Below are 13,038 nucleotides of genomic sequence, written 5' to 3'. Positions count from 1 at the left end.
AGGGGTTGCAACTTCGGTAGCACCGCTACGACGCGTTGCTGCGCCTAGGCAGTCAACGCCTGCCGCGCGTTCGCACTCGCAGATTTAATGTGAACAGGCCCTACGCACGGTCGGCGCCAGTCTCGCGCATCCATGCTTATGCCACATCGTCATTGACGGGGAAGATCGGATTTCTTGAACGCCTTCCATGCGGGTTGTATTTTTCCGGCTTCGCTTTCCATGTAAGCGGCAAGATAGCCCCGGACGAAATATATGCTTTGCCCCAGATTCGGATGGCGATCGGCCAATTCCTTCAGGAGCTTGCCCGCCATGGACATATCATTCAAATGGCCAAGTTCATCCTGCAGCGAAGCAAGCGATTTGACATATCGCCTTGCCGTCTTCTTCGCCAACAAGGCATCGAAGAATTCCGCTGCATAACGGGCTTTCTTGGCTGCGATTCTGACCTTGTGGCGGGCTTTCGGCGCCGCATCGCGCAATTTCTCGCCCCGCTTGAACAGTTGGCGTTGCGCATGGGACAGGCATTCATGGGCAAAGCCGGGAATTCGGGCAAGCGCTTGCTTGCGTTCCTTTGCCGAGTGGAAAATTCCTTCGTTGCCTGTTTGCAGCCAGTCTTCAAGTTTTTGCATTAATTGCTGATAACGGACCGAATCGACGGCTTCGATGGCTGCGTCATATTTTTCTTCCGAGCGATCCGCGATGGCCGCTTCGATTTCAGACAGGCCGGGTTTTTCTTCGTCGATCACAGTCGCAAGTTCCGGCAAGGTCGCGTTTTTCAATACGTCCCAGTCCCGCGCTGCACCCAGGTGTCCGGATAGCCAATGCAATTCCGTTTGCAGATATTCAGGCAGGGGGAAGAAATCGGCAAACAGATCGAGGGCTGAATCCAGCCGACGCAGACCGATGCGCATTTGATGCAAACTTTCAGGATCTCGGCGTTGCGCAATTCCCGATCGGTTTGCCTGAATTTGCGCAACGCAGTTCATGGCAATTTCCTGGAAAGTCTGCCCGATCGTGAGTTTTCTGGATATTTTCGTGGGTGCAGCTTTCACTGCCTTGGGGTTTGGGGGCATGTGCGACGCCGATGTTTCCCAAGGACCGGCGGCTTGCTCGCGATGACTGAATTGCGCTGCATTTCCACCTCGTCGTATTTGTCTCAGTTCTGTTTTCATGATGTCGGCTTTTCTTTCCGAGTGACTGAAACCTTTTCTGAAAGATTCATGTTCCTCTTTTTCATCAAGGACGACAATCGGTGTAGTGGCAATTTCTTTGTAAGCAAACACTGACGTTTTCTTACGCGCCGCGCAACCCATGGGGAAGACGATTTGTTGTCCGATTGAATCCGCTGCCGCGTCCTGGCGAAGCGCCGCGGGGAGGAAAATAAGGTATCCTGATCCATTGCGAACCTGCGCCAGGTCGCCGATCCGATCAATCCGAGCATGCCGCCAACTACGCAAATCAAATTTCGATGTGACCCGGCACTGGCCGATATTCTGCCGCGACCCAGGCTGGCGCGCGAAATCATTCCGGACTGGGTGCGCAGCATGCCGGCCAAGGCTTTTTCCGAGCTGCATGATCGCGAGATCCGCACCGTCAAGCAATGCCCGCCGTTCATCGATGCCATGACCCACGGTTTCATGATTTTGCTGCCTTGCGATATACAAGTCGAGGCGGGCGTATTCCGCTGGGATTGGGAGTTGCCGGCGCTGACGGTGGCGGGGCATCCGCGTTCGCCGCTGAGTTTTCATCCGCCTGCGCAAGTGACGGGCACGCCGTTCCTGGCGGACGACGCGCTGGTGCTGAAATTCAACAGCTTCTGGACGATCGAACTCGACGCCGGCTGGTCGTTGTTTGCCACCCACCCGGTCAACCGGCACGATCTGCCGTTCCGTCTTTTGTCCGGCATGGTGGATGCGGACAAATTCAATGACGCCGGCATCAATTTCCCGGCGGTCTGGAGCGATGCCGGGTTTTCAGGCGTGCTGCCCAGGGGAACGCCGGTCGCGCAATGCCTTGTGGTGCCGCGCGAACGCCCCGAGCTGGTCTTCGATACCCTCGGCGGCGAGTCGGCAACCCGCTACAGCGATACCGTTGCAAACGTACTGGCAAGCCCGCATGTGTACCGAAAGAATTACCGGCAGAGGAAATAGCCGCAGATCAAAGCTGCAGCGCGCGCTTCAGATGCGCACTGCTCAACCATAGCTGGCCGGTACTTCCCGCGGTCATGGCGTGGGCGATGCGACCAAAAAATGTTGGTTGCAAACGTACCGCTACCCGGTAAGCGGCCAGTGCTTCTTCCATGCGGCGGTCCTCCTGCAGCGCAACGCCGAGATTGAGGGCGGCGTCTGCATAGTCGGGGCGCAGCCGCAGCGCTTCGCCAAACGCATCGGCGGCACCCCGGCAGTCATGCAAATCTTGTCGCGCCAGCCCCAGATTGAACCAGCCTTCCGCAAAGGAGGGGCGGAGCGACACGGCTTTCTCGAACGCGTCTCGCGCCGCCGGCAGCTCGCCGTTTTCACGCAAGGCCGTGCCCAGATTGAGTGCTATTTCCATGGCATCGGGAGCCAGGACGGCGGCATGCCTTAACACGCCGATCGCTTCTTCGGTGCGCCCTTGTGCGGATAAGGTATTGGCGATGTGGAAATGCGCCTTGCCCATGCCAGGCTCGCACAGCGCTGCCGTGCGGAACGCTTCCAGCGCACCCGGCAGGTCATCGTTCTTGCGCAGCGCCAGCCCCAGCAGGCACCATGCCTGGGCATGCCGCGGTTGGCGGCCGAGCAGGCGGCGCAGCACCGGAATGGCCTTGGGCGGGGCCGGCTCAAGCAGCGTCTCGGCGAGCAAATAGTCGGCTTCGCCGGCATCGGGCATGGCCGACGAGGCAGCTTCGAAATACTGTGCGGCGGTCGCAAGATTGCCTTCGGCGCGCGCGATTTTCCCGGCGATAAGCAGGGAGGGACCATGCCGTGGCCGTTCGTCCAGGCTCTGGACGATATGCCGGCGCGCCGCTGCGATGTGCTGGCCGTTCAGCGCCAGCACGGCCAGCAATTGATGCACTGCCGGGTGCCGTGGCGCGTGCACGAGCAATTGGCGGCATGCCTGCTCGGCTTCGGCGAAACGGCCGGCGTTGTAGCTTTGCAGCGCCGAGGCCATGATCTGCTCCAGCGGGAGAGGAGGGATTGTCATTGTTTATCGAAGATCAGTTTGCCGGGACAACTTCCACGCTTGTTGTGCACACCAAAAAAACATTCAAGCAGATGGCTTCGCCGTGCCGTGGGAAGACCTCTGACGTCGGGAGCGAATCAGTCCGCATTCGGCAAATACCGTTCTGGCCAAGGGCACCAGCTGTTCGCGGGCGACCGAAGCCAGTTCCTGAAGATAGCAGACATAGTAGCCTATCGATGGCACCGCGGGACCTACCCTCAATAACTGCAATGCGCCACTGTCGCGGGCTTCGCGCGCTACCGGCCCAGGCAACAGGGCAATGCCATGGCCGGCCGCGACCAGCTTGATAATCAGGGAAATCGAGTTGCAGGTCCCGCCGGCGGGCAATCGCATGGCATGCATGCCGAACCAGTTGACGGCGGCGGAATGCAGCGACGAGGGGGCGGGCAGGCTTAAGACGCTGCATGCTGCGAGGTCTCGCGGCGTTGCCGGATCGGCCGGCGTGCTGAACGACAATGGCGCGACCCATTGCAGGTCGACGCTACCCAAGGGATCATCGACGATGTGTGCCGCCGAGATGGGACTGCTGAGAATGGCCATGTCCAGTTCGCGCGCGTTGAGCTTGTGGCTCAACGCGCTGCCGATATCAACGTGCAACTGCACATTCAGGCTGCCGAATTGCTGGCGCATGCGCGACAGGAACAAAGGCAGGCCGATCATGGCAGACGATTCGTTCGCTCCCAGTCGCAGCAGACCCAAGCCGGGTGCGCCGTTGTCGATGGCGCCTGAAAAGCGATCGGCCAGCGCCAGGATGCGTTCGGCAAGATCGAACAACTCGCGTGCTTGCGTTTTCAGTTCCAGCTTATAGCCACCCCGGTCGAATAACTGATCGCCGACGACTTCCTCCAGCTCGCGCAGGCGTGCGGTTACCGCGGGCTGGGTCAGATTTTGGTGACGCGCAGCGGCATGCACGCTACCCAAACGGGCCACCCAATAGAAGCTTTCCAGTTGCTGCAGGCTCGGGCGCATGATTAATATTTTTTATCAATGGGTATGTTGATCGGAATTATCTTTGATTATGTTCCCGGCCTACAATTTTTTCCAGAAGCACACCAACTTTTTTCTGGAGAAATTGTATGCAGTCCATGTCGTCCCTGAATTCCGCCCTGAATGCCCAATCCAGCGCAGCCGATTGCCGGCGTCTGATCCGCAGCGGGGCTTGGGATGCCCCTACCGCCGGCTTGGCGTCCCGATATGTCCAAGTGAATCTGGTGATGCTGCCGGCGGCCGAAGCAGATGGCTTCCTGCGCTTCGCGCAACGCAATCCCAAACCTTGCCCGGTACTGGCGGTGAATGAACCTGGCGAGGCTTCCCTGGCCGCAATGGGGGCCGACATCGACCTGCGGCGCGACGTGCCGCGCTACCGCATCTTCGAAGACGGCCGATGCACGGGCGAGGTGCGCGACATCGTTGAACTTTGGCGCGACGACCTGGTGACTTTCGCCATCGGCTGTTCCTTCACTTTCGAGCACACGCTGCTCGAGGCCGGCATCGCCATCCGCCATATTGACGAGGGCTGCAACGTGCCGATGTACCGAACCAACATCCAGACCCATCCTGCGGGCAAGTTCGAAGGCGACATGATCGTCACGATGCGGCCGCTCAAGGCAGCAGATGCCATCCGCGCCATTCAGATTACTTCGCGTTTCCCGGGAGTGCATGGCGCCCCCGTGCACATCGGTGATCCGGCCTTGATCGGCATCTCCGACCTGGCCCGGCCGGATTTTGGCGACGCCGTCACGGTGGCCGCGGATGAACTGCCGGTGTTCTGGGCCTGTGGCGTTACGCCGCAGGTGGCGTTGCTGCATGCCAAACCGTCTTTTTGCATCACCCATGCGCCGGGATATATGCTGATCACCGATCGGCTGAACATCGACTACGCCGTGCTGTAAGACCATGGGCGCACCGGTCTTCTATGGCGTATTGGTGGCGTTGATCTGGGGACTTCAACCGGTGATCTCGCGTTACGGTTTCCAGCTCGGTCTGTCGGCGCAGGACGCCACCCTGGTGCGCTACCTGGCCAGCGGATTGCTCATGTTGCCGTATGCGTGCAAATGCGGCTTGGGCGACGCCTGCGGCATCGGCTGGCGTCGCGGATTTTTATTGTTCCTGTTATCGGGACCGTTGTTCAGCCTGATCCTGATCGGTGGCGTCAGCTTTGCGCCGGCATCGCACGGCGCCCTGATTCATCCGGCGCTGACGCCGGTGTTCGGCGCGCTGATCAGTCGTTTTGCGTTAAAGCGCCCCGAGCGTTTTTCGCCATTCGGCATGTTGCTGCTATTGCTTGGCCTGGGCCTGATCGGCGCCGATAGCCTGCTTCATGTCGGTGCGGAAATGCCGGCCGGCGCGTGGCGAGGAGATCTGTTGTTCGTCCTGTCGGCCTTCATGTGGGCCTGGTATCTGGTGCTCAACAAATCCTGGAATACGCAGCCGTTGAACGTGGTGGCATTTGTACAGGTACTGTCGCTGGTCTATGTCTTGTCTTATCTGGCCCTATGCAGCACGGCGCCCTTCAACCATCCGGCGGGCACGCTGTTGCTGCAAGCGATGTATCACGGCGGACTGGTCAGCATCGTGGGCGTTGCGCTGTTTAACTGGGTAGTCGCGCAGCTGGGTGTGAAGGCGTTGATGCTGGGCGCGCTCTCGCCGCTATTCGGCGTGGCTGCCTCAACGCTTGCCCTGGGGGAACCGCTGCGTTCATCCGTGTTCATCGGCGCAATCGCAATAGTCGGAGGACTGGCGCTTTCGCTGCGCGGCGTCCCGGTGCCTCGTCGTCAGGAAATATGATCAGGTGAAACCACGACAGCTTTCTGCCCCTTCCACGTGGCATATCCTCACAACCGCTACGTTACCCATCGCCTACGCGTATTCACCGACTGGCTGGTGCGGAGTTGCCAGGTCGGCTAGGCTGAACGCTCCGGGTTTTACCAAAGTTGGGGACCGATATAAAGGTCTCGTCCCGAATGGCGTTCCTGGTAGCCCGCCACCAGCACGTCCAACAGGCGGCGTACCGCCGGTACCATGCCGCGTTGGCGAGGAAACACGGCATGTACGTGGCCGGGCCTGGCTGCTAGTTCGGGCAACAGATGCAACAGCCTTCCGGCCTGGATGTCGGCATCAACGAATTCACGTGGCAGCATGCAAGCGCCGACGCCTTGCAAGGCAGCCAGTCGGAGGCTGGCAAAGTCGTCGGTGGCCATGCGCGGGTGATGATGAAATACCACCTTTTTTCCTTCCCGATTAACCAGGTCCCAAGTGTAGCGCTCGTCGTCGCTGGCAGTGTCCAGCGTAGGCCATTGCGACAACGTGGCCAGTTCCACCAGCGGTGGATGTGCTTTGACCAATGCAGGGCTGGCGATGAGGACAAAGATCGACGAGCCGAACTTGCGTGCTGCCAAATCGGTGTCATCCAGCGGCAGCTGTCGCACACGAATGGCAAAGTCCAGTCCTTCCTTGACCACATCCACACGGCGGTTCGTGGCGTCTACCAACACCTGAACCCTGGGGTTATCGCGGATATAGAGCGCCACGTCATCCGCTACTCCCGATTGCATCAGGTTGAGAGGACAGCTGAAGCGCACCGTGCCTTGCGGTAGGGTGCGCATCTCTTCCACGATCTGTTTGGCTGCCTTGGACTCGCTCACCAGCGCCAGGCAATGCTGATAAAACTGACGTCCGGTATCGGTCAGCGACAAGCTGCGGCTGGTTCGATTGAGCAAGCGCACTCCCAGCTCTTCTTCCAGCGCGCTGATGCGACGGCTTAACTTGGAAGTCTGCAGGCCCAGAGCCTTGCCCGCAGCAGTGAAGCTGCCTCGATCGACCACTTCAGCGAACAGGCGCAGGTCATTTAAATCGGAAATCTGGTCCACGTGGTTCCTTTGGATCTTTCTATTTTTGACAACGATGCTTTGCCGGACAGGAGATATGCACGCTCTCAGGGCAACCATAGTATGTCCTACAGCTGCACTGCCACCCCGAGAACATATTTTTTCACAGGAACATGCCATGCTGGAAGTCCATGCCTTTGCCACTCCCAACAGCCTCAAGGCGGTGATCGCCCTTGAAGAGCTTGGGCTGGATTATGAACTCGTCGCCGTCAATTTGCGGCAAGGCGCTCAAAAGACCGAGGCCTTCAAAGCCTTGAATCCTAACGCCAAGGTGCCGGTACTGGTCGACCGCAGTGCAGCAGGCGAACTGGTGATGGCTGAATCTGCCGCGATCCTGGTACATCTCGCAGAGCAGGCCGGCAAGCTGCTCCCTCAGGACGCAAGTGCGCGCGCCAAGGTCTTCGAGCAACTGTTCTTTCACGCTTCAGGCGTAAGCCCGGCCTTCCTGGAGGCCTTCCTGGTTTCCATCCAGTCCGGCGCCACGCCGGAGGCAAAAGCCAAGGCTACTCAGGAATTGGAGCGCGTACTGGGTGTGCTCGACCAGCACTTGGACCAACATGCCTTCGTGGCGGGCACGGACTACAGCATCGCCGACATTGCGCATTTCGGCTGGATCTGGCGCCATCAAGCCATGAAAGTCTCGCTGGACAAGTTTCCAGCCGTCGCGCGTTGGTATGCGCACGTGGCGGCACGGCCGGCAGTGGTAGCCGCCATCGCCAAGACCATCGAACTGGCGAAATGAGGAGAACCGCATCATGGAACTCAACAACATGAATTCCACCTTGTCCCGTCGCCAATTGCTGGCTGCCGCCGTTGCCGGGGTGCTGGGTTCCGGCATAGGCAGTGCGCAAGCCGTCTCCGTGACAGATGGCTTGGTCTTGCCTAAGGCAGACGACAGCATCCGGCCGTTTCGCGTAACCGTCCCGCAGACCGCCATTGACGACTTGAAGCAGCGCCTGGCGCATACACGTTGGCCCGAGCAAGAGACAGTGGCCGACTGGTCACAAGGGGTGCCGCTGGCAAAAGCCAAGACGCTGGTATCTTACTGGCGCGAACAATACGACTGGCGCCAATTCGAGAGCCGCATCAATGCCTTGCCGCAATACCGTACCGCTATCGATGGTCTGGGTATTCACTTCATCCACGTGCGCTCACCGCATCCTGATGCGCTGCCCATCCTGTTGACCCATGGTTGGCCAGGATCCTTTGTCGAATTCATGGACATCATCGGCCCTTTGAGCGACCCGACGCGCCATGGCGGTCGCGCCGAGGATGCCTTCCATGTCGTAGTACCGTCTTTGCCTGGTTTTGGTTTCTCTGACAAGCCTGCCGCCGATGGCTGGAACCTGATCCGCATCGCCAATGCCTGGGTCGCCTTGATGAAACGCTTGGGTTACGACCGTTGGGTGGCGCAAGGCGGCGACTGGGGCGCTGGCGTGACCCACGCGCTGGCGCGCATGCGCCCCGAAGGGCTGATCGCTGCCCACGTCAACTGGCAATTCGTGTTCCCGAGCAAGCTGCCGGAACAGCCGACTCCGGCCGAGCGCCACGCCATGGATCGTGCGGCCTGGTTTCTAAGCGAACAAAGCGGTTACTTCCGTGAGCAAGGCACACGGCCGCAAACGGTGGGTTACGGCCTGGCCGATTCACCCACCGGCCAAGCACTGTGGATCTATGAAAAATTCCAGGCCTGGACCGACAATCACGGCAACCCGGAAGACGCACTGAGTATATCGGCCATGCTGAATAACATCAGTCTGTATTGGTTCACCAACACCGCTGCGTCTTCGGCCCGCATTTATTGGGAAAACACGCGCGCCGGGCTGGCCAATTTCTCTGGCGGACGCATTGATCTGCCAATGGCCGGATCGGTTTTCCCTCACGAAATCTACGCTCCACCCAGAGCCTGGGCCGAAGCTGCCTGGCCTAATTTGTTCTACTGGAACGAGCTCGACAAAGGCGGTCACTTCGCTGCATTCGAGCAGCCACGGCTGTTCACGGAGGAATTGCGCAAAGCCTTCCGCTCAAAACGTAACAGCTGATTAAATTCACCGAGTTTTACCCGGCAACTCAACTCTCACCAACCAGGAGCCAAGCAATGTCGAAAGTCCTCGTGCTGTATTACTCTTCTTACGGTCATATCGAAACCCTGGCCAATGCAGTGGCCGAAGGCGCACGTGCCACAGGCGCCACAGTGGATATCAAGCGGGTACCTGAAACAGTGCCGGAGAGTGTCGCCAAGAACTCCTTTTTCAAGCTCGACCAGCAGGCCCCGGTGGCGACAGTCGACGAGCTGGCCAATTACGACGCCATCATTGTCGGCACGCCTACCCGGTTCGGTCGCATCGCTTCACAGATGGCAGCGTTCCTTGATCAAGCCGGCGGCCTGTGGATGCGTGGCGCGCTCAATGGCAAGGTCGGCGGTGCTTTTACCTCCACCGCTACCCAGCATGGCGGACAAGAAACCACGCTAATGTCCGCCATCACCAATCTGCTGCACTTTGGCATGATCATCGTTGGTCTGCCCTACAGCCATCAAGGTCAGATGAGCCTGGACGAAATCGTCGGCGGTGCGCCATACGGCGCCACTACCATCGCCGGCGGGCAGGGCCAGCGCCAACCTAGCGCTATCGAACTGGAGGGAGCTCGTCATCAAGGTGAACTCATCGCACGGACGGCCGGCAAGCTGTTTGACTGATATTGAACACTCCAATGCGGCGGCCTTGCCGCCACATTCTCAAATTCCTCACCAGGAAAGATCAAAATGAACGAACGTATCGATGAACTGCTTAGACGCAATCTGCAGGAAGTATTTGGAGAGGGAGATGCACAAAAACGCCGTGCAGCAATCGCCGAGCTCTATACGGAAGATTGTGTCTTATACGTCCCGCCAGGAAGATTTGAGGGGCGCGAGGCCCTCGACAAGTTTGCCGGCGACTTGCGTGCAACTCACCCGCACTTTGTCTATACGCCACATGGAAAACCACAGGCGCTGCATGATGCCGGTCGCTTGACATGGGGTTCCGGACCACGGGACCAAGCGCCCGACTACACTGGCCTCGACGTCATTATCGTCCGTGATGGAAAAATCGCCACGCTCTATGTTTTTCTTGATGATGCTGTTTGACTTGCGTTGCATGTGCGTAATCAGCCGGAAGCGGGATGCTCGCTGAGTATCCCGCTGATGCTTCATCTGGCCGATTGCAGGCGTTGGTATATATTATGGCCAATTACCCCTCCTCTTATCGAGCATGATCGCCAATGCATTCGTCAACTTGCTTTTCAGGATTTGGTTCAAGCGGCTTTGGCGTGGCATGCCATCTGTCTCGCAGGTCCGCAGGAAATTCTTGTTGGCCGATAAGCTGTCTTCGTTAGGAAGAAAAAACGTAATCCCGCAGTATCGGAATATTGGTGGCGTTGACGTTGAATGGCTTGGCGAAAATGCGGATGTCGCAAAAGGAATTATTATTTATTTGCACGGAGGGGGCTTCGCTGTTCGTGCAAAATTTACCGACAGGCGATTCTGTCATGAAATATCCTGCCGCTCCGGCTTATCGGTTGTTCTCGTGCCGTATCGCCTTGCGCCCGAATATCCTTACCCACATGGTTTGAATGATTGCTGTCGTGTATATGAGACCCTCATTGACGCAGCTACCCCTCCTGGGAATGTCATTGTAATCGGCCACTCTGCCGGCGCCAACTATGCGCTGGCGCTGCTGATGAGAGCACGGAATCAAGGACTCCCGCAGCCGGTCGCCGCCATCGTTCTTTCTGCTCCGACTGACATGACCGCCCAGAGCCCATCCGTAGTCGCAAATGCGAAGCGAGACGTCATGCAAGGTCCTAACATCTGGCGATGGGTGCAAAAAACATACCTCGCAACCACGCCCTTGGATCATCCTGATGTGTCCCCATTGTTTGGAGATTGGGCCGGGCTTGCCCCCATCCATTTCCATGTGTCGGATTCCGAAGTACTCCTCGATGACAGCCGAAGAGCTGTGGATCGGGCAAGAGAAAGCGGGACGGAGGCTCATTTATCGATATGGCATGACGTTCCACACAACTTCTATTTTCTTGATTTTCTCGCCGAAAGCCGACAATTTCACGAACAGTTGGTGTGTTTCCTGGAAGGCGCAATGGCTTCCAAGGCGACGGCGATACCGGAGAGCTGAAGCGAGCATTGCCAATACCAAGAAAAACCTGGCCGGTTGCGGACATCCGAACCGCAATCGCTATTGGTATCGCCTGCTGGCATCTTGATGAAGCTCAATCGGGCGCGGACGTTTGAGAAAGGAAGCGCCTTCCTTTTTCCGTGAGCGAAATCTTGCCGGTCATCCCGGCGGTGGAATCGACGAAGCCGCTGGCGCAAGCATCTTCCCATATCGTCAGCCTGGGGCATGTGCTTTTCCAGACATCAAGGACTTCGGCATAAGAAGGTTTTCCTTGTTCAATCCAATCGAGCATCTGCAAGGTCAGCGCATCATGTGATCGGTCCATAGGTCCTCGCTTAACAGAGACGGGCACTTCTCAGTATCGTCCTGTGTCGGCAGATCGGCAAGCTGCCGGAATTTTGTTTTCAAGTCTGTGAAACCCGTCATTTCCCGATTGGGGACATTGCTGATCAGCCAAGACCCAATGACTTGGTAGCCGCTATGCATGATCGGAACGTGAGTGCCGTGTCGGTCCTTTTCCGGCATCAACTTGCGTCTTGGTTGCTGCGGACGTGAGCGCGCGGTGAATTGATCAACTCTCCCTATTAAACGATCGAAATGATCGAATTAATTTTGATAATTTCCTTGATTTTCTTTATTTCGAAGTATATTGTGATCGAAATAATCAATAAATTGAGAAATGGAAATCACATTTCCTGTTTAATTGATTGAACTGATCGTTGTTGGATACAGGCCGATCTCGAGACGGGCGCTCACCCGTCCCAGCGCTTATGCCGGCAGGCCGACCTGAATCCGGTCTTAAAAAAATATTGGAGACAAGACACCCATGTCTATCGCATTCAAGGGCATAGTCCCTGCGCTTATTACCCCGATGACCCAGGACGAGGAAGTCGACGAGGCCGGTCTTCGCGTTCTTGTCGATCGCCTGATCGATGCCGGTGTCCATGGTTTGTTCGTGCTTGGCACGAACGGCGAATTTATCTCGCTTTCCGAAACGGAGAAGCTGCGCGTTGCCCGCATCGCTGTGGAGCAATCGCGCGGGCGGGTGCCGGTCATTGCCGGCACCGGTGCTTATGCCACGCGCGAGGTCATCGAACTTAACCACAAGATGCTGGACCAGGGTGTCGACGCCGTTTCCGTGATCACGCCGTATTTCAACGGCGCTACGCAGCCGGAACTGTACAAGCACTATGAGCGCATCGCCCAATCGACTTCGCTGCCGGTGATGTTGTACACCATTCCGGCCAAGACCGGCATCACGCTCAATATCGATACGGTGCGTCGTCTGTCCGAGATCCCGAACATCCGCGGCATCAAGGACAGCGGCGGAGATTTCGATCGCCTGCTGCAACTGATCAATTTGCGCCGCGATGACTTCGCCGTATTTACCGGCACCGACTCCATGATCTTGTGGACGCTGATGGCCGGCGGCGATGGTGCGGTCGCCGCGACCACCAACGCGGTGCCCAGCGTGGTGATGTCGATCTGGAACAACTTCCGGAAGGGCGACATCGCCGCCGCCCGCGAGGCGCAGGAAGCATTGCGCCCGCTGCGCGACGCCTTTGCGCTGGGCACCTTGCCGGTCGTGCTCAAGACGGCCGCCGGCATGTTGGGCATGCCGGCCGGCCCGGCGCGCTCACCGGTCCAGGCGCTTGACGATGCGGCGCGTGAACGCCTGCTCAAGGTGCTCGCGGCGTATCCGCGCGTGTCCTGACCGGCATCGATTCGGCCGCCGCTTTTTTCCTCTCACCGAACCA

At 58.2% G+C, this 13,038-nt stretch carries 14 protein-coding genes; 9 read left to right on the top strand and 5 right to left on the bottom strand.

Annotated features, from left to right (window positions below; genetic code table 11):
- Positions 1-149: 149 nt before the first annotated feature.
- The gene (locus PMI16_RS22885; protein ID WP_162131134.1) at positions 150-1,574 is read right to left on the bottom strand and encodes a CHAD domain-containing protein; all 1,425 of its coding nucleotides are present in this window, start codon (positions 1,572-1,574) and stop codon (positions 150-152) included.
- On the opposite strand from PMI16_RS22885, the gene PMI16_RS22880 reads away from it, so the two are divergent.
- Positions 1,545-2,150, top strand: a complete 606-nt coding sequence (locus PMI16_RS22880) for a hypothetical protein (protein WP_081493463.1) — start codon at positions 1,545-1,547, stop codon at positions 2,148-2,150. The two genes, PMI16_RS22885 and PMI16_RS22880, sit on opposite strands and share 30 nt — an antisense overlap.
- A 7-nt stretch (positions 2,151-2,157) precedes the next feature.
- Here the strand turns inward: PMI16_RS22880 and PMI16_RS25085 are convergent, their stop codons facing one another.
- Both PMI16_RS25085 and PMI16_RS22870 read right to left on the bottom strand, forming a co-directional pair.
- Positions 2,158-3,183, bottom strand: coding sequence for a tetratricopeptide repeat protein (locus PMI16_RS25085; protein ID WP_081493462.1), 1,026 nt, complete (start codon positions 3,181-3,183; stop codon positions 2,158-2,160).
- 63 nt (positions 3,184-3,246) lie between these two features.
- Positions 3,247-4,191: a LysR family transcriptional regulator gene (locus PMI16_RS22870; protein WP_007884044.1), complete on the bottom strand. Its 945-nt coding sequence runs from the start codon at positions 4,189-4,191 to the stop codon at positions 3,247-3,249.
- Positions 4,192-4,298: 107 nt separating this feature from the next.
- On the opposite strand from PMI16_RS22870, the gene PMI16_RS22865 reads away from it, so the two are divergent.
- Complete coding sequence (locus PMI16_RS22865) at positions 4,299-5,114, top strand: putative hydro-lyase (protein WP_007884043.1); 816 nt, start codon at positions 4,299-4,301, stop codon at positions 5,112-5,114.
- 4 nt (positions 5,115-5,118) lie between these two features.
- Positions 5,119-6,009, top strand: coding sequence for a DMT family transporter (locus tag PMI16_RS22860; protein ID WP_007884041.1), 891 nt, complete (start codon positions 5,119-5,121; stop codon positions 6,007-6,009).
- Positions 6,010-6,146: 137 nt separating this feature from the next.
- Here PMI16_RS22860 and PMI16_RS22855 read toward each other — a convergent pair whose 3' ends face one another.
- A complete protein-coding gene (locus PMI16_RS22855) occupies positions 6,147-7,091 on the bottom strand; it encodes a LysR substrate-binding domain-containing protein (protein ID WP_034381951.1) in 945 nt (314 codons plus the stop codon).
- A 136-nt stretch (positions 7,092-7,227) separates the two neighbouring features.
- On the opposite strand from PMI16_RS22855, the gene PMI16_RS22850 reads away from it, so the two are divergent.
- The 5 genes from PMI16_RS22850 (at position 7,228) to PMI16_RS22830 (ending at position 11,281) form a co-directional block, all read left to right on the top strand.
- Positions 7,228-7,851 carry a glutathione S-transferase family protein gene (locus PMI16_RS22850; protein WP_007884037.1) on the top strand — a complete coding sequence of 208 codons (624 nt, stop codon included), beginning with the start codon at positions 7,228-7,230 and terminating at the stop codon, positions 7,849-7,851.
- 13 nt (positions 7,852-7,864) lie between these two features.
- A complete protein-coding gene (locus tag PMI16_RS22845) occupies positions 7,865-9,151 on the top strand; it encodes an epoxide hydrolase family protein (protein WP_007884036.1) in 1,287 nt (428 codons plus the stop codon).
- Between the two features lie 56 nt (positions 9,152-9,207).
- Positions 9,208-9,807 carry an NAD(P)H:quinone oxidoreductase gene (gene wrbA / locus PMI16_RS22840; protein ID WP_007884035.1) on the top strand — a complete coding sequence of 200 codons (600 nt, stop codon included), beginning with the start codon at positions 9,208-9,210 and terminating at the stop codon, positions 9,805-9,807.
- 66 nt (positions 9,808-9,873) lie between these two features.
- Positions 9,874-10,236, top strand: coding sequence for a nuclear transport factor 2 family protein (locus PMI16_RS25535; RefSeq protein ID WP_007884034.1), 363 nt, complete (start codon positions 9,874-9,876; stop codon positions 10,234-10,236).
- Positions 10,237-10,360: 124 nt separating this feature from the next.
- Positions 10,361-11,281, top strand: coding sequence for an alpha/beta hydrolase (locus PMI16_RS22830; protein ID WP_007884033.1), 921 nt, complete (start codon positions 10,361-10,363; stop codon positions 11,279-11,281).
- 94 nt (positions 11,282-11,375) lie between these two features.
- On the opposite strand, the gene PMI16_RS25530 is transcribed toward PMI16_RS22830, so the two are convergent.
- A complete protein-coding gene (locus tag PMI16_RS25530) occupies positions 11,376-11,573 on the bottom strand; it encodes a hypothetical protein (RefSeq protein ID WP_237719932.1) in 198 nt (65 codons plus the stop codon).
- 534 nt (positions 11,574-12,107) lie between these two features.
- Here PMI16_RS25530 and dapA point away from each other — a divergent pair.
- Complete coding sequence (gene dapA, locus PMI16_RS22820; RefSeq protein ID WP_007884032.1) at positions 12,108-12,995, top strand: 4-hydroxy-tetrahydrodipicolinate synthase; 888 nt, start codon at positions 12,108-12,110, stop codon at positions 12,993-12,995.
- The last annotated feature ends 43 nt before the right edge of the window (positions 12,996-13,038 follow it).

The sequence above is a fragment of the Herbaspirillum sp. CF444 genome, assembly GCF_000282135.1.
In the GTDB taxonomy this organism is placed as follows: domain Bacteria; phylum Pseudomonadota; class Gammaproteobacteria; order Burkholderiales; family Burkholderiaceae_D; genus Herbaspirillum.
This window is presented reverse-complemented; position numbering and strand designations above follow the sequence as displayed.